Genomic DNA, 18,223 nt, shown 5'->3' on the forward strand with positions numbered 1-18,223 from the left:
GGGTGTTGGTCGTGCGGGCAGTCGGCGCCCCGGGCACACAGATGTGGCCTGGGAACACCAAAGATCGATCCTAGGTGATGCCGCTACACTTCAGCAACCCGCCCGTCGACCCGACACGCCGAGTCGACGACGATGACGCCGACCAGGAGCTCCACATGTCTCAGCAGACACGCACGCCCGGCCGCCGAGGCGCCGCCCGTCACGGTCGTCTCCGACGTCGAGGGCCGTTCCGGGCCCTGGTGACCCTCGTGGCCGGCGCTCTGGCTGTGCTGCTCGTGAGCGGCGCCTCCTTGGCCGCCATCACCGCCCAGCAGCTCACCTCGTCGGTGACGTCGGTCGCCCTGGACAACGAGACGGCCGCGCCGAAGGAGATCTCGGCGATCCCCGGCGGCGCGAACATCCTCCTGATCGGCAGCGACCAGCGTGACCCCGGCAGCGCGGTGGACGCCGGCGTGGTCGACGGGGTGCGGAACGACGTCAACATCCTCCTGCACCTGTCCGAGGACCAGACCCAGCTCACGGCAGTGAGCTTCCCGCGCGACCTGATGATCGACCGCCCCGCGTGCACCGGCGACGACGGGGCGGCGCATCCGGCCGCCTCCTACCAGCAGTTCAACACCCTCTACGGCGACGGAGGCATCAGCTGCACGGTCGCCGCCGTCGAGAGCATGACGGGGCTCAGCGTCTACTACGCGGGCATGATCACCTTCGACGGCGTCATCGAGATGTCGAACGCCCTGGGCGGGGTCGACGTCTGCGTGACGCAGCGGATCCGCGACACCGACACCGGGCTCGACCTCTCGGCCGGCACCCACTCGCTGCAGGGCAAGGACGCCCTCGAGTTCCTCCGGACGCGCCACGGCGTCGGCGACGGGAGCGACCTCGCCCGCATCAGCTCGCAGCAGGTGTTCCTGTCGTCGATGATGCGCACCATCATCTCCGGCGGCACGCTCGGCAGCCCGACGACGCTCTACAAGCTGGCCTCGGCGGCACTCGGCAACATGACCCTCTCGTCGTCCCTGAGCTCGCCCGACACGCTGGTGTCGCTCGCGCTGGCACTGAGGAACTTGACCCCGGCCGACATCGTGTTCGTGCAGTACCCGGTGGTCGACGACCCCGACCAGGCCGGCAGGGTCATCCCCGCCGAGTCGGATGCCGCCGTGCTCGAGGCGGCGCTGCAGGCCGACCAGAAGTTCACGCTCGGCGACGAGGCGGTGGGCCGAGGCTCCACCGTGGACGAGTCGGCCGCGCCCGCACCTGCGCCCGAGCCGTCTGCGCCTGCGGCCACCGGGACGACCGGCGCCGACGATGCGGGGACCGCCGCACCGGCCGAGCCGGAACCGGTCACGACGACCCTCCCGTCGACGATCACGGGCCAGACGGCCGCCGAGGCGACCTGCTCGGTCGGGTCCTCACGGGGCTGAGCCTGCCAGGCCGTCACTGCGTCCCGCGGACGACGACCCGAGTCTCCTCGCCTCGCTGACCGAGGCGGACTGACGACTCCTCTGGCGACGAGCCTTCTCGCCTCGTCGACTGAGGCGGACTGACGACCCCTCAGGCGACGGGGACGGGCCGCACGCCGAGCGCGGCGAGGCCGGCCGCTCCCCCGTCGTGGGCCGTCGTGACCCAGATGCCGCCTTCGTGGACAGCCACCGAGTGCTCCCAGTGCGCCGCGTCCGAGCCGTCGACCGTGGACACGGTCCAGTCGTCGTCCTGGGTGACCGTGTCGCCGCCTCCGCCCGTGACCATGGGCTCGATGGCGACGACGAGGCCGGGCCGCACCGCCGGGCCGCGGCCCTTGATCCGGTAGTTGAAGACGGGCGGCTCCTCGTGCATCGACCGACCGATGCCGTGGCCCGTGTAGTCCTCGACGATGCCGAAGTCGCCGCGGGACTCCACGTGGTCCTCGACGGCGTCGCCGACCTCGTTGAGGTGGCGCGCCGCGGCCAGCGCCGCGATGCCGCGCCAGAGCGCCTCCTCGGTGACCTCGGCGAGGAGCCGCCGCTCGGCCACGAGCTCGGGGCGCGACGGATCGTCGAGGACGAACGTGCGGGCACTGTCGCCGTTCCAGCCGTCGACCTCGGCGCCGCAGTCGACGGAGACGATGTCACCTGCCTGGAGGACGCGGTCGCCGGGGATGCCGTGGACGACCTCGTCGTTCACGGAGGCGCAGATCGTGTGCCGGTAGCCCGGCACGAGCATGAAGTTGGGCACGCCGCCGCCCCCGCGGATCGCGCGCTCTGCCACGGCGTCGAGCTCACCGGTGGTGACCCCGGGTCGGATGACGGCAGCGACGGCGTCCAGCGCTTCCGCAGTCAGGACGCCAGGGCGCACCATGAGCCGGAGCTCGTCGGGGGTCTTGTAGATCCCGGGCTTGCGGAACGCCACGTCGGTCAGGACGCGGAGGCGGTGGGCCGGAAGCCGGCGCCCACGAGAGCGTCGTCGATGCGCGAGGCTACTTCGTCGATGGTGCCGAGGCCGTCGACCTCGACGAGCAGGCCGCGGTCGCGGTACGTCTCGATCAGGGGAGCGGTCTCGCGGAGGTAGACGTCCTGCCGGTGGCGGATCGCCTCCTCCGTGTCGTCGGAGCGCCCCTGGTCGAGGGCGCGTCGGCGCAGGCGCTCGACGATCTCGTCGCGGTCGGCGACGAGCTGCACGACGGCCGCGAGGGCCTCGCCGCGACCGGCGAGGAACTCGTCGAGGAACTCGACCTGCTGCACGGTGCGCGGGTAGCCATCGAGCAGGAACCCCTGCTCGGCGTCCGCCTCCGTCAGGCGGTCGCTGATGAGCTCGTTGGTCAGGCTGTCCGGGACGTAGTCGCCGGCGTCGAGGATCGCCTTGACCTTGAGGCCGAGGTCGGTCTCGCCTGCGACGTTGGCCCGGAAGATGTCGCCCGTCGAGATCGCGGGGATGCCGAACGACTCGGCGATGCGCACCGCCTGCGTGCCCTTGCCCGCGCCGGGCGGACCGACGATCAGGAGGCGGGGTGCCGGAACGGACTGTGCACCGGTCATCGGAGGAGCCCCTCGTAGTGCCGCTGCTGGAGCTGCGAGTCGATCTGCTTGACCGTCTCGAGGCCGACGCCGACGATGATCAGGATGCTCGCGCCGCCGAAGGGGAAGTTCTGGTTCGCGCCGACGGTGGCGAGGGCGATCAGCGGGATGAGCGCCACGATGCCGAGGTACAGCGAGCCGGGCAGGGTGACCCGCGTCAGGACGTAGTCGAGGTACTCGGCCGTCGGACGACCCGCCCGGATGCCGGGGATGAAGCCGCCGTACTTCTTCATGTTGTCGGCGACCTCTTCGGGGTTGAAGGTGATCGCGACGTAGAAGTAGGTGAACCCGACGATGAGCGCGAAGTACACGGCCATGTAGAGCGGGTTGTCGCCCGAGGTGAGGTTCGCCTCGACCCACGAGACCCACGCCGCCGGAGCGGTGCCGTCGGTGGGCCGGTTGAACTGGGCGACGAGGGCAGGCAGGTACAGCAGCGACGAGGCGAAGATGACGGGCACGACGCCGGCCATGTTGACCTTGATCGGGATGTACGTGTTGTTGCCCCCGTACGTCCGCCTGCCGACCATGCGCTTGGCGTACTGGACGGGCACTCGCCGCTGCGACTGCTCGACGAACACGACGGCGGCCATGATGACCAGTCCGACCGCGATGACCATGAGGAAGATCTCGAAGCCGCGGGCCTGGGCGATGCTCCAGAGGGCCGTGGGGAAGCGGGCCGCGATCGACGTGAAGATGAGGAGCGACATGCCGTTGCCGATGCCGCGCTCGGTGATGAGCTCGCCCATCCACATGATGAGGCCGGTGCCGGCGGTCATGGTGATGACCATGAGGAGCACGGCGTACCAGGCGTCGTTCGTGATGAGCTGCTGGCACTCCGCGGCGCCGGAGCCCGCGAAGAGCGTGCCGGAGCGGGCGACGGTGATGAGGGTGGTCGACTGCAGGATGCCCAGAGCGATGGTGAGGTACCGCGTGTACTGGGTCAGCTTGGCCTGGCCGGACTGGCCCTCCTTGTAGAGGGTGTCGAAGTGCGGGATGACCACGCGCAGCAGCTGCACGATGATCGACGACGTGATGTAGGGCATGATGCCCAGCGCGAACACGGACAGCTGCAGCAGTGCGCCGCCGCTGAAGAGGTTCACGAGCTCGTAGAGGCCCGACGTGCCCTGGCTGCCGGCGAGGCAGAGCTGCACGTTCTGGTAGTCCACGAACGGAGCAGGGATGAAGGACCCCAGCCGGAAGAGCGCGATGATGCCGAGCGTGAACCCGATCTTGCGGCGAAGGTCGGGCGTGCGCATGATGCGCGCGACAGCTCTGAACATGGTGGGCCTCCCGGTGTGAAGGATAGACGACTGAAGGGGGTGGCCCTGACGGACCACCCCCTCAGGGCATTACTTGGTGACGGATCCGCCTGCGGCGACGATCTTCTCTTCGGCAGAGCCGGAGACCTTGTCGACCGCGACGGTCAGCGCGACGCTGAGGTCGCCCTGACCCAGGACCTTGACCTTCTCGTTCTTGCGGACGGCGCCCTTGGCGACCAGGTCGACGATGGTGACGTCGCCTCCCTGGGGGTAGAGCTCGCCGAGCTTCTCGAGGTTCACGACCTGGTACTCGACGCGGAACGGGTTCTTGAACCCGCGCAGCTTCGGAGTACGCATGTGCAGCGGCATCTGGCCACCCTCGAAGCCGACCTTGACCTGGTACCGGGCCTTCTGGCCCTTGGTGCCACGTCCGGCCGTCTTGCCCTTCGAGCCCTCACCACGTCCGACGCGGGTCTTCGCCTTCTTGGCACCGGGAGCCGGGCGGAGGTGGTGCACCTTGAGCACCTGCGGACGCGCGACGTCCGACGAGCCGGCCGGGGCCGACGTCGTGCTGGACGCCGTCGACGCGGCGGCCTTGTCGGCAGCCGGCTTCTTGGCGGCGGCCTTGGGGGCAGCAGCCTTGGTGGTCGTCGCCTTGGGGGCGGCGGCCTTCTTGGGAGCGGCCTTCGCGGCCGGCTCCTTCTTCTCGTCAGCCATTAGTCAATCTCCTCGACCTTCACGAGGTGAGCGACCACGTTGACGTAGCCACGGTTCTGCTTGGTGTCCTCGCGAACGACCGAGTGGCCGATCCGCTTGAGGCCCAGGCTCCGCAGCGTGTCACGCTGGTTCTGCTTCTCGCTGATTACGGACTTGATCTGGGTCACCTTGAGGTTGGCGGCCATCAGGCACCTGCCTTCTCGGTCGCGGCGGTGCGCGCTGCGTCCTCTGCACGCTGCAGGAACGCCGGCATCACCTGGTCGATGTCGAGGCCACGACGGGCCGCGACGGCACGAGGCTCCTCGAGGAGCTTCAGCGCCGTGACGGTCGCGTGCACGATGTTGATCGTGTTGGACGACCCGAGCGACTTGCTGAGCACGTCGTGGATGCCGGCGCACTCGAGCACGGCGCGGACGGGACCACCGGCGATGACACCGGTACCGGCCGAGGCCGGACGCAGCATCACGACGCCGGCAGCAGCCTCGCCCTGCACGGGGTGCGGGATGGTGTTGCCGATGCGGGGGACGCGGAAGAAGTTCTTCTTCGCCTCCTCGACGCCCTTGCTGATGGCGGTCGGGACCTCGCGGGCCTTGCCGTAGCCGACGCCGACGAGTCCGTTGCCGTCACCGACGACGACGAGCGCCGTGAAGCTGAAGCGACGACCGCCCTTGACGACCTTGGACACGCGGTTGATGGTGACGACGCGCTCCAGGAACTGGCTCTTGTCGTCACGGTCGCCGCGGCCACGGCCACCGGCGTTGCGGTCTCCGCGGCCCTGACCGCCGCGACGGTCGGTGCGACCGCCTTCGCGGTTGTTGGACTCCGAGCCGGCAGCCGTCTCGACGGGGCGCTCGACGACGGCCTCGGCGGGAGCCTTGGCGGCCTCCGTCGTCGCCTCGGCCGGGGCCTCGGGGGGAGTGGTGTTCGTAGCGTCGCTCACAGGTTCAAACCAGCCTCTCGGGCGCCTTCGGCGATGGCCGCGACGCGTCCGGCGTACTTGTTGCCGCCGCGATCGAACACGACGGCCTCGATGCCCGCGGCCTTCGCACGCTCGGCGACGAGCGCGCCGACCTTGCGGGACTTCGCGGTCTTGTCACCGTCGAACGTGCGCATGTCGGCCTCGAGGGTCGAGGCGCTGGCGACGGTGAAGCCCTTGCTGTCGTCGACGACCTGCACGAAGACGTGACGGGCCGAGCGGGTGACGACGAGACGGGGGCGCTCTTCGGTGCCCACGACCTTCTTGCGCAGGCGGGTGTGACGGCGCTTGGTGGCTGCCGACTTGGACTTTCCTCGTGTACCGAGACCCATGATTACTTACCTGACTTTCCGGCCTTGCGGCGGACGACCTCGCCGGCGTAGCGGACACCCTTGCCCTTGTAGGGCTCGGGCTTGCGCAGCTTGCGGATGTTGGCGGCGACTTCGCCGACGGCCTGCTTGTCGATGCCGACGACCGTGAGCTTGTTGTTGCCCTCGACCGTGAAGCTGATGCCCGCGGGCGGCTCGACGGTGATGGGGTGCGAGTAGCCGAGCGCGAACTCGACGTTCGAGCCCTTCGCCTGCACGCGGTAACCGGTGCCGACGACCTCGAGGCCCTTGGTGTAGCCCTGGGTCACGCCGATGATCTGGTTGGCGATGAGGGTACGGGTCAGGCCGTGCAGGGCACGCGACTCACGCTCGTCGTCGGGACGCGTCACGACGACGGTGCCCTCTTCGAGCTTGGCTTCGATGGGGCTCTTGACGACGAGCGCGAGCTCGCCCTTCGGGCCCTTGACCGAGACGGCCTGGCCGTCGATCTTCACGTCGACCCCGGCAGGGATCGAGATGGGGAGTCTTCCGATTCGAGACATGGCGGGTTACCACACGTAGGCGAGGACTTCTCCGCCTACGCCCTTCTTCTCGGCCTCACGGTCGGTCAGCAGACCGGAGGAGGTGGACAGGATCGCCACGCCGAGGCCACCGAAGACCTGGGGGATCTCGGTCGACTTCGCGTACACCCGGAGACCGGGCTTCGAGACGCGCTTGATGCCCACGATGGAGCGCTGGCGGTCGGGGCCGTACTTGAGGTCGATGGTGAGGGTCTGGCCCACGCGGGCGTCCTCGACCTTCCACGACTCGATGAAGCCCTCACGCTTGAGGATCTCAGCGATGTGGGACTTGAGCTTGCTGCTGGGGAGCGAGACGGTCTCGTGGTGAGCCGAGTTCGCGTTGCGCAGTCTGGTCAGCAGGTCTGCGACCGGATCTGTCATCGTCATGCGGTTGATCTCTTCCTCATCCGGTTTCGACATCCGGTACACCGGGTGCCGACCTCGATGATCGGGCGGTCACGGAGCGATTCTCCGTGACCTCAGGGGAACGGTCGGCAACTCCGGTGAGGAGTTGCCGACCGGACGATCTTAGTTGGCCTGGTCGGCCGTGCGGAACGGGAAGCCGAGAGCCTTGAGCAGAGCCCGGCCCTCGTCGTCGTTCCGGGCCGTGGTGACGACGGTGATGTCGAAGCCACGGACACGGTCGATGCGGTCCTGGTCGATCTCGTGGAACATGCTCTGCTCGTTGAGGCCGAAGGTGTAGTTGCCGTTGCCGTCGAACTGGCGGTCGCTGAGACCACGGAAGTCGCGGATGCGGGGCAGCGCCAGCGACAGCAGACGGTCCAGGAACTCCCACGCACGGTCGCCGCGCAGCGTGACGTGCGCGCCGATGGCCTGGCCCTCACGCAGCTTGAACTGCGCGATCGACTTGCGTGCCTTGGTGACCTGCGGCTTCTGACCCGTGATGGCGGTCAGGTCCTTGATGGCGCCGTCCATGATCTTGCTGTCGCGAGCTGCCTCGCCGACACCGGTGTTCACGACGATCTTGACCAGGCCGGGGACCTGGTGGACGTTCGTGAACCCGAAGTCGCTCTTCAGCTGCGGGAGGATCTCGGCGCGGTACTTCGCCTTGAGGCGGGGCAGCGCGGCCGGCGTGCTCGTGGTGGTGTCAGTCATCAGAGGTTCTCTCCCGACGCCTTGGCGTAGCGGACGCGGACGGTCTTGGTGACGCCGTTCTTCGTGACCGTCTCTTCGCGGAAGCCGACGCGGGTCGGCTTCTTGGTCTTGGGGTCGACGATGGCGACGTTCGACACGTGGAGGGGAGCCTCGTGCGTCTCGATGCCACCGGTCTTGGTGCCGCGCTGCGTCTGGCCGACACGCACGTGCTTCGTGACGAGGTTGATGCCCTCGACCACGACGCGGTTGCGCTCGACCAGGACCTCGAGGACCTTGCCCTGCTTGCCGCGGTCGCCGCCGCGCGCCTGGGTCGCCCCGGTGATGACCTGCACGAGGTCACCCTTCTTGATGTTTGCCATGACTTAGATAACCTCCGGCGCCAGCGAGATGATCTTCATGAACTTCTTGTCGCGAAGCTCGCGACCGACCGGTCCGAAGATGCGCGTGCCACGGGGGTCGCCATCGGCCTTCAGGATCACTGCGGCGTTCTCGTCGAACTTGATGTAGGAGCCGTCCGGACGACGGACCTCCTTCTTGGTGCGAACGATGACGGCCTTGACGACGTCACCCTTCTTGACGTTGCCGCCGGGGATCGCGTCCTTGACGGTCGCCACGATCACGTCACCGAGTCCGGCGTAACGACGGCCGGAGCCACCGAGCACGCGGATGGTGAGGATCTCCTTGGCGCCGGTGTTGTCGGCGATCTTGAGGCGGGATTCCTGCTGAATCACTTCTGTCTCCTTCTACGCGAGCAGACCGCGAGGCCTACTTCGCCCTCTCGAGGATCTCGACCAGGCGCCAGCGCTTGGTGGCGCTGAGCGGACGGGTCTCGCTGATCACGACGAGGTCGCCGACGCCGGCCGAGTTGGCCTCGTCGTGGACCTTCACCTTGGAGGTGCGGCGGATGACCTTGCCGTACAGGGGGTGCTTCACGCGGTCCTCGACCTCGACGATGATGGTCTTGTCCATCTTGTCGCTGGTCACGTAGCCGCGACGGGTCTTGCGGTAGCCGCGGACCTCGACGGCTGCCGAGTCGACCTCGGTCTTGTTCTCGGTGGCCATTACTTCTCCTCGGCAGTCTCGACGGTGTCGGCGGCAGGCGCCTCGTCGGCGGCGGCAGCCTTCTTGGTCGACTTCTTGGTCGCCTTGGGGGCGGCCTCGACCGGGGCGGGGGTGGCACGGATGCCGAGCTCGCGCTCACGCAGGACCGTGTAGATGCGAGCGATGTCGCGCTTCACGGCACGCACGCGGCCGTGGTTCTCGAGCTGGCCGGTGGCCGACTGGAAGCGCAGGTTGAACAGCTCTTCCTTGGCCTTCTTCAGCTCGTCGACGAGACGCTCGTCTTCGAAAGTGTCGAGCTCGACAGGACGGAGCTCCTTGGAACCGATCGCCATTATGCGTCGCCCTCCTCGCGCTTGATGATGCGTGCCTTGAGGGGCAGCTTGTGGATTGCACGAGTGAGCGCCTCCTTGGCGATCTCCTCGCTGACGCCGCTGAGCTCGAAGAGCACGCGACCCGGCTTGACGTTGGCGACCCACCACTCGGGCGAGCCCTTGCCGGAACCCATGCGGGTCTCGGCGGGCTTCTTCGTGAGGGGACGGTCGGGGTAGATGTTGATCCAGACCTTGCCGCCACGCTTGATGTGACGCGTCATGGCGATACGAGCGGACTCGATCTGACGGTTGGTCACGTAGGCGGGCGTGAGTGCCTGGATGCCGTACTCACCGAAGCTGACCTTGGTTCCACCAGTGGCCTGGCCGCTACGGCCGGGGTGGTGCTGCTTGCGGTGCTTGACACGACGGGGGATAAGCATGGTTACGCCTCAGCTCCTGTGGTGGCGGGTGCCTTCTGCTCGCGGGGGGCGCGGTCGCTGCCCCCGCGACGTGCACCGTCACGGTCGTTGCGGCGCTCGGGGCGAGACGACTTCTGGTTCGCCTGCTCGCGCGCGAGCTCCTTGTTGGTGATGTCGCCCTTGTAGATCCAGACCTTGACACCGATGCGACCGAAGGTGGTCTTGGCCTCGTAGAAGCCGTAGTCGATGTTGGCGCGGAGGGTGTGCAGGGGCACGCGGCCCTCGCGGTAGAACTCCGAGCGGCTCATCTCGGCGCCGCCGAGGCGACCCGAGACCTGGATCCGGACGCCCTTGGCGCCGGCGCGCTGGGCGCCCTGGAGGCCCTTGCGCATCGCACGACGGAACGCCACGCGAGCAGCGAGCTGCTCGGCGATGCCCTGCGCGACGAGCTGAGCCTCGGCCTCGGGGTTCTTGACCTCGAGGATGTTCAGCTGGATCTGCTTGCTCGTGAGCTTCTCGAGGTCGCCGCGGATGCGCTCGGCCTCGGCGCCGCGACGCCCGATCACGATGCCCGGACGGGCCGTGTGGATGTCGACGCGGACGCGGTCACGGGTGCGCTCGATCTCGATCTTGGCCACGCCGGCGCGGTCGAGCGAGGTCTTGAGCAGCGTGCGGATCTTGATGTCCTCGGCGACGTAGTCGCTGTAGCGCTGACCGGCCTTGGTGCTGTCGGTGAACCACCGCGACACGTGGTCGGTGGTGATGCCCAGACGGAAGCCGTACGGGTTGACTTTCTGGCCCATTACTTGCTCGCCTTCTTCGTAGCAGCGGCAGCCTCGACCTCATCCGGCGTCGCGAGGACGATCGTGATGTGGCTGGTGCGCTTCAGGATCTGGAAGGCACGCCCCTGGGCACGCGGCTGGAACCGCTTGAGGGTCGCGCCCTGGTCGACGAATGCACGGCTCACGTAGAGGTCCTGCTCGTCCAGGTAGCTGTTGTCCTTGTCCGCCTTGACGCGTGCGTTGGCCATGGCCGACGCGACGAGCTTGTAGACGGGCTCGCTGGCGCCCTGGGGCGCGAACTTCAGGATGGCCAGGGCCTCGAGGGCCTGCTTGCCGCGGATCAGGTTGACGACGCGACGGGCCTTCATGGGGGTGACGCGGATGTGACGCACGCGTGCGATCGACTCCACCATTTCTCTCCTCCTTACGTCGCCGCGTTAGCGGCGACGACCCTTCTTGTCGTCCTTCACGTGGCCGCGGAAGGTGCGGGTGGGCGCGAACTCGCCGAGCTTGTGGCCGATCATGCTCTCGGTCACGAACACGGGGATGTGCTTGCGCCCGTCGTGCACGGCGATGGTGTGTCCCAGCATGTTGGGGACGATCATCGAACGGCGCGACCAGGTCTTGATGACGTTCTTGGTGTTGGCCTCGTTCTGCGTGACGACCTTGCGAAGCAGGTGGTCATCGACGAAGGGGCCCTTCTTAAGACTGCGTGGCATCTTCTACAACTCCTACTTACGCTTCTTGCCAGCGTTACGACGGCGGACGATGAGCTTGTCGCTCTCCTTGTTGGGGTGGCGCGTGCGGCCCTCTTTCTGGCCCCACGGGCTGACCGGGTGGCGTCCACCGGAGGTCTTGCCCTCACCACCACCGTGCGGGTGGTCGACGGGGTTCATGGCGACACCACGGACGGTCGGGCGGACGCCCTTCCAGCGCATGCGGCCGGCCTTGCCCCAGTTGATGTTCGACTGCTCGGCGTTGCCGACCTCGCCGATGGTGGCGCGGCAGCGTGCGTCGACGTTGCGGACCTCGCCCGACGGCAGGCGGAGCTGCGCGTAGGGGCCGTCCTTGGCGACGAGGCGCACCGAGGCACCAGCCGAGCGGGCCATCTTCGCGCCGCCGCCGGGCTTGAGCTCGATCGCGTGGATGATGGTTCCGACCGGGATGTTCTTGAGCGGCAGGTTGTTGCCGGGCTTGATGTCGGCGCCGGGACCCGACTCGACGATGTCGCCCTGCGACAGCTTGTTCGGAGCGATGATGTAGCGCTTCGAGCCGTCGACGAAGTGCAGGAGCGCGATGCGCGCCGTGCGGTTGGGGTCGTACTCGATGTGAGCGACCTTGGCGTTGACGCCGTCCTTGTCGTTGCGACGGAAGTCGATCACGCGGTACTGGCGCTTGTGGCCACCACCGATGTGACGCGTCGTGATCCGACCGGCGTTGTTGCGCCCACCGCTCTTGGAGAGCGGACGGAGCAGCGACTTCTCGGGGGTGGAACGCGTGATCTCCGCGAAGTCGGCGACCGACGAACCGCGACGACCAGGAGTCGTGGGCTTGTACTTACGAATAGCCATTTTGTTTTCCCTCCGGGCCCTAGCCGACAGCCGTGAAGATGTCGATGGAGCCCGACTTGAGCGTCACGATGGCGCGCTTGGTGTCCTTGCGCTTGCCGGTGCCGAAGCGGGTGCGACGGGTCTTGCCGACGCGGTTCAACGTGTTGATGCTGTCGACCTTGACGTCGAAGATCTTCTCGATCGCGAGCTTGATCTCGGTCTTGTTCGACCGCGGGTCGACGATGAAGGTGTACTTGCCCTGGTCGATCAGGGAGTAGCTCTTCTCGGAGACGACGGGCGCGATGATGACGTCGCGGGGGTCCTTGCCGTAGCCGCTCATGCGGTGGCCTCCTTCTTGCTCTTCGAGGCGACGAAGCCGTCGAAGGCGCTCTTCGTGAAGACGATGTCGTCGCTGACGAGGACGTCGTAGGCGTTGAGCTGGTCGAACGTGATCACGTGGACCGTGGGCACGTTGTTGACGCTCTTGCGGGTGAGCGCGTCGTCGCGGTCGATGACGACCAGGACGTGCTTGCTCGACGAGATCGTCGACAGCAGCTCGAGTGCGACCTTGGTCGACACCGTGTCGGCGACGAAGCTCTCGACGACGTGCACGCGAGCACCGCGGGCACGGTCGGACAGAGCGCCGAGCAGAGCGGCGGCGATCATCTTCTTGGGGGTGCGCTGCGAGTAGTCACGCGGCTGCGGACCGTGGACGATGCCACCGCCGGTCATCTGGGGAGCACGGATCGAGCCCTGACGAGCGCGGCCGGTGCCCTTCTGCTTGAACGGCTTGCGGCCGGCGCCGGAGACCTCGCCGCGACGCTTGGTCTTGTGCGTGCCCTGGCGAGCGGCGGCCTGCTGGGCGACGACGACCTGGTGGATGAGCGGCACGTTCGTGACGACGTCGAAGATCTCGCCGGGCAGCTCGACCGTGCTGGTCTTCACGCCCTTGGCGTCGAGGACGTCCACCGAGGTGGCCGTTGCGTTGATGGTGGCCATGAGCTACTTCCCCTTCACGGCGGTGCGGACGAAGACGATGCGGCCACGAGCGCCGGGGACGGCGCCCTTGACGAGCAGCAGACCCTTCTCGGCGTCGACGGCGTGCACCGTGAGGTTGAGGATGGTGACGCGGTCCCCGCCCATGCGACCGGCCATGCGCATGCCCTTGAAGACACGGCTGGGGGTCGACGAAGCACCGATCGAGCCGGGCTTGCGGTGGTTGCGGTGCGCACCGTGCGAGGCGCCGACGCCCTTGAAGTTGTGACGCTTCATGACACCGGCGAAGCCCTTGCCCTTGGAGGTGCCGACGACGTCGACCTTCTGGCCGGCCTCGAAGGTCGCGGCCGTGAGCTCCTGGCCGAGTGCGTACTCGGCGGCGTCGGCGGTGCGGACCTCGGTGAGGTGGCGGCGGGGCGTGACGCCCGCGGCGTCGAAGTGGCCCGTGGCGGGCTTGTTCGACTTGCGGGGGTCGATGGGGCCGGCGGCGATCTGGACGGCGCTGTAGCCGTCCTTCTCGAGCGAGCGGATCTGGGTCACGACGTTGGGAGCGATCTCCACGACGGTGACGGGGACGAGCTTGTTGTTCTCGTCCCAGACCTGGGTCATGCCGAGCTTCTTGCCCAGGAGGCCCTTGACGTTCTTGGTGCTGCTGATGGTCATGGTCGCCTCCCCTAGAGCTTGATCTCGATGTTGACGTCGGCCGGGAGGTCGAGGCGCATGAGCGAGTCGACTGCCTTCGGCGTCGGGTCGACGATGTCGATGAGGCGCTTGTGCGTGCGCTTCTCGAAGTGCTCGCGCGAGTCCTTGTACTTGTGGGGCGAACGGATCACGACGACCACGTTCTTCTCGGTCGGCAGCGGCACGGGGCCGACCACCGTGGCGCCCGCGCGGGTGACCGTGTCGACGATCTTTCGCGCGGAGGTGTCGATGACCTCGTGGTCGTACGACTTCAGCCGGATGCGGATCTTCTGTCCCGCCATGTGTGACTCTCTCTCGTTCGGACGTCGCGCACCTCGGGGGCCGCCTGACGCTGTTCGCTGGGCGAACATCTGGCTCTACACGATCTCCGAGGGCTGTCGCCCTCGCGTACCGCTGTTCTGGTGTCAAGCCATCTCGGGAACGATGCGGGCGGCCGCCCGACGGGTTCCGCGCGAGAGGACCTCGGGGAGGTCATCATCGTGTCCACCGTCGCGCAGAGCTCGGCCCTGGCGGTGTTCCTGTGTGAGATGTGTCCTGCTACCCGCGGCCCAGACGTCTCGCGTCTGTGCACTGCCTGGCAGTGATCCGGCACTCGCACACGGCGAGCTCGGAATGTTGAACTAGACGATTTTGCCACACCTGGGCACAAGCTGCAACCCGGGCGTGTCGCGGATGTCGGCCGCGCCGTCGAGGGGGCCGGACGGGCCCCCTCGGGCCTTCCTCAGGCCGTCGTCAGGCCGTCTCGGCGGGGCGGAACCACGGCGGGTAGACCGCCACGCGAGGGGCCGCGCCCCCGGCCTCGAGCAGCAGCTGCTTGACCCGGTCGCGCATCTTGTCGTTCGGCACGCCGATCAGCATCACGGAGTCGAGCGGGACGGCGTGCGGGACGAGCACCTCGGGCTCGAGCAGGTCGGGGTCGGCGAGCGAGAAGCGGCGCACCATCGAGGAGGCGGCGTCGACGCCGGCAGCCGAGCGGACCCCCTGCACGGCGGCGTCGCGCTCGGTGACGACGAAGTCGTCCTCCAGCGCGGTCACGGGCACGACGAGCATGACGAAGTCGGTCGCCTTCGCGCTGCGGGCGGCGTCGGACCACTCGTAGCCCTCGGCGCCCGAGCGGAGGACCTCCCACGCGGAGGCGTGCGGCGAGAGGGAGAAGGGCACGTGCGCGGCGACGGCGGCGCCGGAGGCGGTCGTCACGCCGGCGCGGAGGGCGCGTGTCGCCTCGGAGCTCACGTCGAGGACGGGGGCCGCCTCGGCGGCGGGGACGAGCTCGCCCGCGGCGAACACGGCCAGCAGGTTGCTCACGTGGGTCCAGTGGTAGACGCGTTGCGCCTCGAACGCGGGCGCGACGCGAGCGGCGGACTGCGCAGCGACCGCCACGGCGGCGGAGTCCCGGGCGAGGGCCGGCGTGCTGCGCAGCGACTCGGGCTTGCGCGACGGCGCGCGGCGCTTGGTGACCAGCGTCCGTGCCTGCCCGTCAGCGTCGAGCAGGGGCTCCCGCTTGCGCGGTGCGCAGATGTCGCACAGCTCTCGCTCGAAACCGTGGATGCACTCGTCAGTCACTGCAGTTGGTCCTCTCGAGCGCCCGACTCGAACGGACGCAACCCTCTACGGTACGTCATGGGGCCACCCGCTCGCGACCGTCCGTGGGACGGCCGAGCACCTCCTCGTCCCCGCGTCAGCGGAAGAGCAGCGACCGCACCTCGGTCTCCGCCGACCCCAGGCGGCCGGGGTCGATGGTCTCGCCGTGCAGGTAAGCGTCGACGAGGCGGGGGTCGACGTACGAGGAACGCGCCACGGACGGGGTGTTGCCGAGCACGTCGGCCGCGTCGCGCATGGCCTGCGCCACCGCCGACTTCCGCTTGCCGGCCCCAGCCTGTGGGCCCGTCCTCGCGAGGCTGACCGCGGCGGCCACGGTGCCGTGCAGGGTGCGGAAGTCCTTGGCCGTGAAGTCGTCCCCCGCGCGGAGCTTCACGTACTCGTTGATCTCGGAGGCGTGCAGCGGTCGCCAGGGAGAGCCTGCCTCGGGACGCCAGGCGAGCAGGCGAGCCCGTCCGCCGCGCTGCTTGCAGCTGCGCACGACCATCGCGAGGTCGGGGTCTCGGATCTCGGAGTCCCAGTCCTGGCCGCTCTTGCCGGGGAAGGCGAGCGAGACGACGTCGCCCGACACCTTCGCGTGCGCGCACAGCAAGGTGCTGAGGCCGTGGCTGCCGTGCTGCTCCGCGTACCGCTCTGACCCGACCCGCAGGGAGCCGGTGTCGAGCATGCGGAAGGCCGCCGCGAGGGCGCGGTCGCGCACCGGCTCGTCGAGGCGCAGGTCACGGGTCACGAGACGTCGCGCCGCGGGGAGCGACTCGGCCAGGGCGAGGGCGCGGTCGAACTTGAGGCGGTCCTTCTGCTCCCGCCAGGTCGGGTGGTAGATGTACTGGCGCCGCCCGGCACCGTCGACGCCCGTCGCCTGGATGTGCCCGTTCGCGTAGGGGGCGATCCAGACGTCCGTCCACGCCGGCGGGATGCCCAGGTGCTCGCACCGCTCACGGAGCTCGGGGTCGGTGACGGTGGCGCCGTCCGCGTCGCGGTAGGTGAAGCCCGCCCCGCTCCGGACGCGCGTGAGGCCCGGGGAGCTCGAGTTCGTCCTGCGGAGGCGCGGCATCAGTCGATCGAACCACCGAGGCAGGCCGCGTGGTCGGCCGCGACACAGGAGACGCCCCGCCCTGGGGAGGACGGGGCGTCGGGAGGACCGGGACTACTGGTCGCCGATCTTCTTGTCGGCCTGCTCCTTGGCCTGGGCGATCTTGTCGCTGTACTTGCCCCCGGTGGCCTTGTCGGCGGCGCCGGCGACGGCGTCGAGGATGGTGTCGCTGACGCCCTCGGCCTTCTCGCTCTTCAGGGCGTCCTGGACCTTGCCGTCCTTCAGGAACTCCTGGGCCTTCTTGGTGATGTCGTCGAAGCCTGCCATGGTGCGCCTCCTCTGGGCCGGCATCTCCGGCTCGCGACCACTCTGCCGCGAAAGAGCCATCGGCGCACCCCCTTCGTGCCCCCGCTCCGTGCCCCGGTGCACGACGAGAGGGGCCGGACCCTCTCGGGCCCGACCCCTCTCGGGTGTTCAGGTGGTGCTGGTGCGGCTGGTGCTACTTGACGATCTTGACGACCGTGCCGGCGCCGACCGTGCGGCCACCCTCGCGGATGGCGAAGCGCAGGCCCTCTTCCATGGCGATGGGCTGGATCAGCTGGACGGTGATCTCAGTCGTGTCGCCGGGCATGACCATCTCGGTGCCCTCGGGCAGCGTGATGACACCCGTGACGTCGGTGGTGCGGAAGTAGAACTGCGGGCGGTAGTTCGCGTAGAACGGGTTGTGACGGCCGCCCTCGTCCTTCGAGAGGATGTAGACGTTCGCCTCGAACTCGGTGTGGGGCGTGATCGAGCCGGGCTTGACCACGACCTGGCCGCGCTCGACGTCCTCGCGCTTGGTGCCGCGGAGGAGGAGTCCGACGTTCTCACCGGCGCGCGCGTCGTCGAGGGTCTTGCGGAACATCTCGATGGCGGTGACGGTCGTCTTGGACGACTTCTCCTTGATGCCGACGATCTCGACCTCGTCGTTCGGCTTCAGGATGCCGCGCTCGACACGACCGGTGATGACGGTTCCACGACCGGTGATCGTGAAGACGTCCTCGACGGGCATGAGGAAGGGCTGGTCCGTGGCACGGACGGGCTCGGGGACGTTCTCGTCGACCTGGTCCATCAGGTCGGCGACCGTGGCGGCCCACTTCTCGTCGCCCTCGAGGGCCTTGAGAGCGGAGACCTGCACGACGGGGGCGTTGTCGCCGTCGAAGTCCTGGCTGGAGAGGAGCTCGCGCACCTCGATCTCGACGAGCTCGAGGATCTCCTCGTCGTCGACCATGTCGGACTTGTTGAGGGCCACGACGATGTAGGGCACGCCGACCTGGCGGGCGAGCAGGACGTGCTCACGCGTCTGGGGCATCGGGCCGTCGGTGGCGGCGACCACGAGGATCGCACCGTCCATCTGAGCCGCGCCGGTGATCATGTTCTTGATGTAGTCGGCGTGACCGGGAGCGTCGACGTGAGCGTAGTGACGCTTCTCCGTCTGGTACTCGACGTGCGAGATGTTGATCGTGATGCCGCGCTGCTTCTCTTCGGGCGCGTTGTCGATCTGGTCGAAGGCCGACGCCTCGTTGAGGGTCGGGTACTTGTCGTGCAGGACCTTGGTGATCGCCGCGGTGAGCGTGGTCTTGCCGTGGTCGACGTGACCGATGGTTCCGATGTTGACGTGCGGCTTGGTCCGCTCGAACTTGGCCTTAGCCACTGTGGGTCCTCCTCAGGACTCGGTTGCAGTGGGGCCGGGGGCCGGGTCGATGACCCGGCCTACCGG

General features: G+C 68.3%; 28 protein-coding genes. 1 reads left to right on the plus strand and 27 read right to left on the minus strand.

Annotated elements, in window-relative coordinates; all coding sequences use genetic code 11:
• The first annotated feature begins 155 nt into the window (after positions 1-155).
• Entirely contained in the window at positions 156-1,424 is a 1,269-nt protein-coding gene (locus ITJ48_RS12760) for an LCP family protein (protein WP_194613947.1), read from the plus strand.
• Between the two features lie 130 nt (positions 1,425-1,554).
• On the opposite strand, the gene map is transcribed toward ITJ48_RS12760, so the two are convergent.
• From map to tuf, 27 genes are all read right to left on the minus strand, one after another.
• Entirely contained in the window at positions 1,555-2,388 is an 834-nt protein-coding gene (gene map / locus ITJ48_RS12765) for a type I methionyl aminopeptidase (protein ID WP_194613948.1), read from the minus strand.
• A gap of 5 nt (positions 2,389-2,393) precedes the next feature.
• On the minus strand, positions 2,394-3,014 hold the full coding sequence (locus ITJ48_RS12770; protein WP_192040731.1) for an adenylate kinase: 621 nt from the start codon (positions 3,012-3,014) through the stop codon (positions 2,394-2,396).
• A complete protein-coding gene (gene secY, locus ITJ48_RS12775; RefSeq protein WP_123547701.1) occupies positions 3,011-4,333 on the minus strand; it encodes a preprotein translocase subunit SecY in 1,323 nt (440 codons plus the stop codon). Before secY ends, ITJ48_RS12770 begins: the two co-directional genes overlap by 4 nt.
• Positions 4,334-4,402: 69 nt before the next feature.
• On the minus strand, positions 4,403-5,029 hold the full coding sequence (gene rplO, locus ITJ48_RS12780; RefSeq protein WP_123547700.1) for a 50S ribosomal protein L15: 627 nt from the start codon (positions 5,027-5,029) through the stop codon (positions 4,403-4,405).
• The gene (gene rpmD, locus ITJ48_RS12785; RefSeq protein WP_123547699.1) at positions 5,029-5,214 is read right to left on the minus strand and encodes a 50S ribosomal protein L30; all 186 of its coding nucleotides are present in this window, start codon (positions 5,212-5,214) and stop codon (positions 5,029-5,031) included. The genes rplO and rpmD overlap by 1 nt, the downstream gene beginning before the upstream one ends.
• A complete protein-coding gene (gene rpsE / locus ITJ48_RS12790; protein WP_123547698.1) occupies positions 5,214-5,969 on the minus strand; it encodes a 30S ribosomal protein S5 in 756 nt (251 codons plus the stop codon). The genes rpmD and rpsE overlap by 1 nt, the downstream gene beginning before the upstream one ends.
• Positions 5,966-6,337, minus strand: coding sequence for a 50S ribosomal protein L18 (rplR, locus tag ITJ48_RS12795; protein ID WP_123355181.1), 372 nt, complete (start codon positions 6,335-6,337; stop codon positions 5,966-5,968). The genes rpsE and rplR overlap by 4 nt, the downstream gene beginning before the upstream one ends.
• A gap of 2 nt (positions 6,338-6,339) precedes the next feature.
• Positions 6,340-6,876, minus strand: a complete 537-nt coding sequence (gene rplF, locus ITJ48_RS12800; protein WP_123547697.1) for a 50S ribosomal protein L6 — start codon at positions 6,874-6,876, stop codon at positions 6,340-6,342.
• Between the two features lie 6 nt (positions 6,877-6,882).
• On the minus strand, positions 6,883-7,281 hold the full coding sequence (gene rpsH / locus ITJ48_RS12805) for a 30S ribosomal protein S8 (protein WP_123547696.1): 399 nt from the start codon (positions 7,279-7,281) through the stop codon (positions 6,883-6,885).
• Positions 7,282-7,422: 141 nt separating this feature from the next.
• A complete protein-coding gene (gene rplE / locus ITJ48_RS12810; RefSeq protein ID WP_123547695.1) occupies positions 7,423-8,010 on the minus strand; it encodes a 50S ribosomal protein L5 in 588 nt (195 codons plus the stop codon).
• On the minus strand, positions 8,010-8,369 hold the full coding sequence (gene rplX, locus ITJ48_RS12815; RefSeq protein ID WP_123547694.1) for a 50S ribosomal protein L24: 360 nt from the start codon (positions 8,367-8,369) through the stop codon (positions 8,010-8,012). The genes rplE and rplX overlap by 1 nt, the downstream gene beginning before the upstream one ends.
• 3 nt (positions 8,370-8,372) lie before the next feature.
• A complete protein-coding gene (gene rplN, locus ITJ48_RS12820) occupies positions 8,373-8,741 on the minus strand; it encodes a 50S ribosomal protein L14 (protein ID WP_043593350.1) in 369 nt (122 codons plus the stop codon).
• A 34-nt stretch (positions 8,742-8,775) separates the two neighbouring features.
• Positions 8,776-9,072: a 30S ribosomal protein S17 gene (gene rpsQ, locus ITJ48_RS12825; protein WP_194613949.1), complete on the minus strand. Its 297-nt coding sequence runs from the start codon at positions 9,070-9,072 to the stop codon at positions 8,776-8,778.
• Positions 9,072-9,404 carry a 50S ribosomal protein L29 gene (gene rpmC / locus ITJ48_RS12830; protein ID WP_123547692.1) on the minus strand — a complete coding sequence of 111 codons (333 nt, stop codon included), beginning with the start codon at positions 9,402-9,404 and terminating at the stop codon, positions 9,072-9,074. Before rpmC ends, rpsQ begins: the two co-directional genes overlap by 1 nt.
• Positions 9,404-9,823 (minus strand): 50S ribosomal protein L16, encoded by a 420-nt coding sequence (gene rplP / locus ITJ48_RS12835; RefSeq protein WP_043593355.1) that lies wholly within the window; start codon positions 9,821-9,823, stop codon positions 9,404-9,406. Before rplP ends, rpmC begins: the two co-directional genes overlap by 1 nt.
• Positions 9,824-9,825: 2 nt before the next feature.
• Positions 9,826-10,605 carry a 30S ribosomal protein S3 gene (gene rpsC / locus ITJ48_RS12840; protein WP_123547691.1) on the minus strand — a complete coding sequence of 260 codons (780 nt, stop codon included), beginning with the start codon at positions 10,603-10,605 and terminating at the stop codon, positions 9,826-9,828.
• The gene (gene rplV, locus ITJ48_RS12845) at positions 10,605-10,997 is read right to left on the minus strand and encodes a 50S ribosomal protein L22 (protein WP_123547690.1); all 393 of its coding nucleotides are present in this window, start codon (positions 10,995-10,997) and stop codon (positions 10,605-10,607) included. The genes rpsC and rplV overlap by 1 nt, the downstream gene beginning before the upstream one ends.
• A 24-nt stretch (positions 10,998-11,021) precedes the next feature.
• A complete protein-coding gene (rpsS, locus tag ITJ48_RS12850; protein WP_123547689.1) occupies positions 11,022-11,303 on the minus strand; it encodes a 30S ribosomal protein S19 in 282 nt (93 codons plus the stop codon).
• A gap of 12 nt (positions 11,304-11,315) precedes the next feature.
• The gene (gene rplB / locus ITJ48_RS12855; protein WP_123547688.1) at positions 11,316-12,155 is read right to left on the minus strand and encodes a 50S ribosomal protein L2; all 840 of its coding nucleotides are present in this window, start codon (positions 12,153-12,155) and stop codon (positions 11,316-11,318) included.
• A 19-nt stretch (positions 12,156-12,174) separates the two neighbouring features.
• Positions 12,175-12,474, minus strand: coding sequence for a 50S ribosomal protein L23 (gene rplW, locus ITJ48_RS12860; protein ID WP_123547687.1), 300 nt, complete (start codon positions 12,472-12,474; stop codon positions 12,175-12,177).
• Entirely contained in the window at positions 12,471-13,133 is a 663-nt protein-coding gene (rplD, locus tag ITJ48_RS12865) for a 50S ribosomal protein L4 (RefSeq protein ID WP_123547686.1), read from the minus strand. Before rplD ends, rplW begins: the two co-directional genes overlap by 4 nt.
• 3 nt (positions 13,134-13,136) lie before the next feature.
• The gene (gene rplC / locus ITJ48_RS12870; RefSeq protein WP_194614473.1) at positions 13,137-13,787 is read right to left on the minus strand and encodes a 50S ribosomal protein L3; all 651 of its coding nucleotides are present in this window, start codon (positions 13,785-13,787) and stop codon (positions 13,137-13,139) included.
• A 17-nt stretch (positions 13,788-13,804) separates the two neighbouring features.
• Positions 13,805-14,113, minus strand: a complete 309-nt coding sequence (gene rpsJ / locus ITJ48_RS12875) for a 30S ribosomal protein S10 (RefSeq protein ID WP_043593369.1) — start codon at positions 14,111-14,113, stop codon at positions 13,805-13,807.
• A gap of 451 nt (positions 14,114-14,564) precedes the next feature.
• Complete coding sequence (locus ITJ48_RS12880; protein ID WP_194613950.1) at positions 14,565-15,395, minus strand: DarT ssDNA thymidine ADP-ribosyltransferase family protein; 831 nt, start codon at positions 15,393-15,395, stop codon at positions 14,565-14,567.
• A 115-nt stretch (positions 15,396-15,510) separates the two neighbouring features.
• The gene (locus ITJ48_RS12885) at positions 15,511-16,485 is read right to left on the minus strand and encodes a DNA topoisomerase IB (protein ID WP_194613951.1); all 975 of its coding nucleotides are present in this window, start codon (positions 16,483-16,485) and stop codon (positions 15,511-15,513) included.
• Between the two features lie 93 nt (positions 16,486-16,578).
• Positions 16,579-16,791 carry an Rv0909 family putative TA system antitoxin gene (locus ITJ48_RS12890; protein WP_192040728.1) on the minus strand — a complete coding sequence of 71 codons (213 nt, stop codon included), beginning with the start codon at positions 16,789-16,791 and terminating at the stop codon, positions 16,579-16,581.
• A gap of 172 nt (positions 16,792-16,963) precedes the next feature.
• The gene (gene tuf / locus ITJ48_RS12895; protein WP_123355166.1) at positions 16,964-18,157 is read right to left on the minus strand and encodes an elongation factor Tu; all 1,194 of its coding nucleotides are present in this window, start codon (positions 18,155-18,157) and stop codon (positions 16,964-16,966) included.
• Positions 18,158-18,223 lie beyond the last annotated feature (66 nt).

The sequence above is a fragment of the Frigoribacterium sp. VKM Ac-2530 genome (genome assembly GCF_015350835.1).
GTDB lineage: Bacteria > Actinomycetota > Actinomycetes > Actinomycetales > Microbacteriaceae > Frigoribacterium.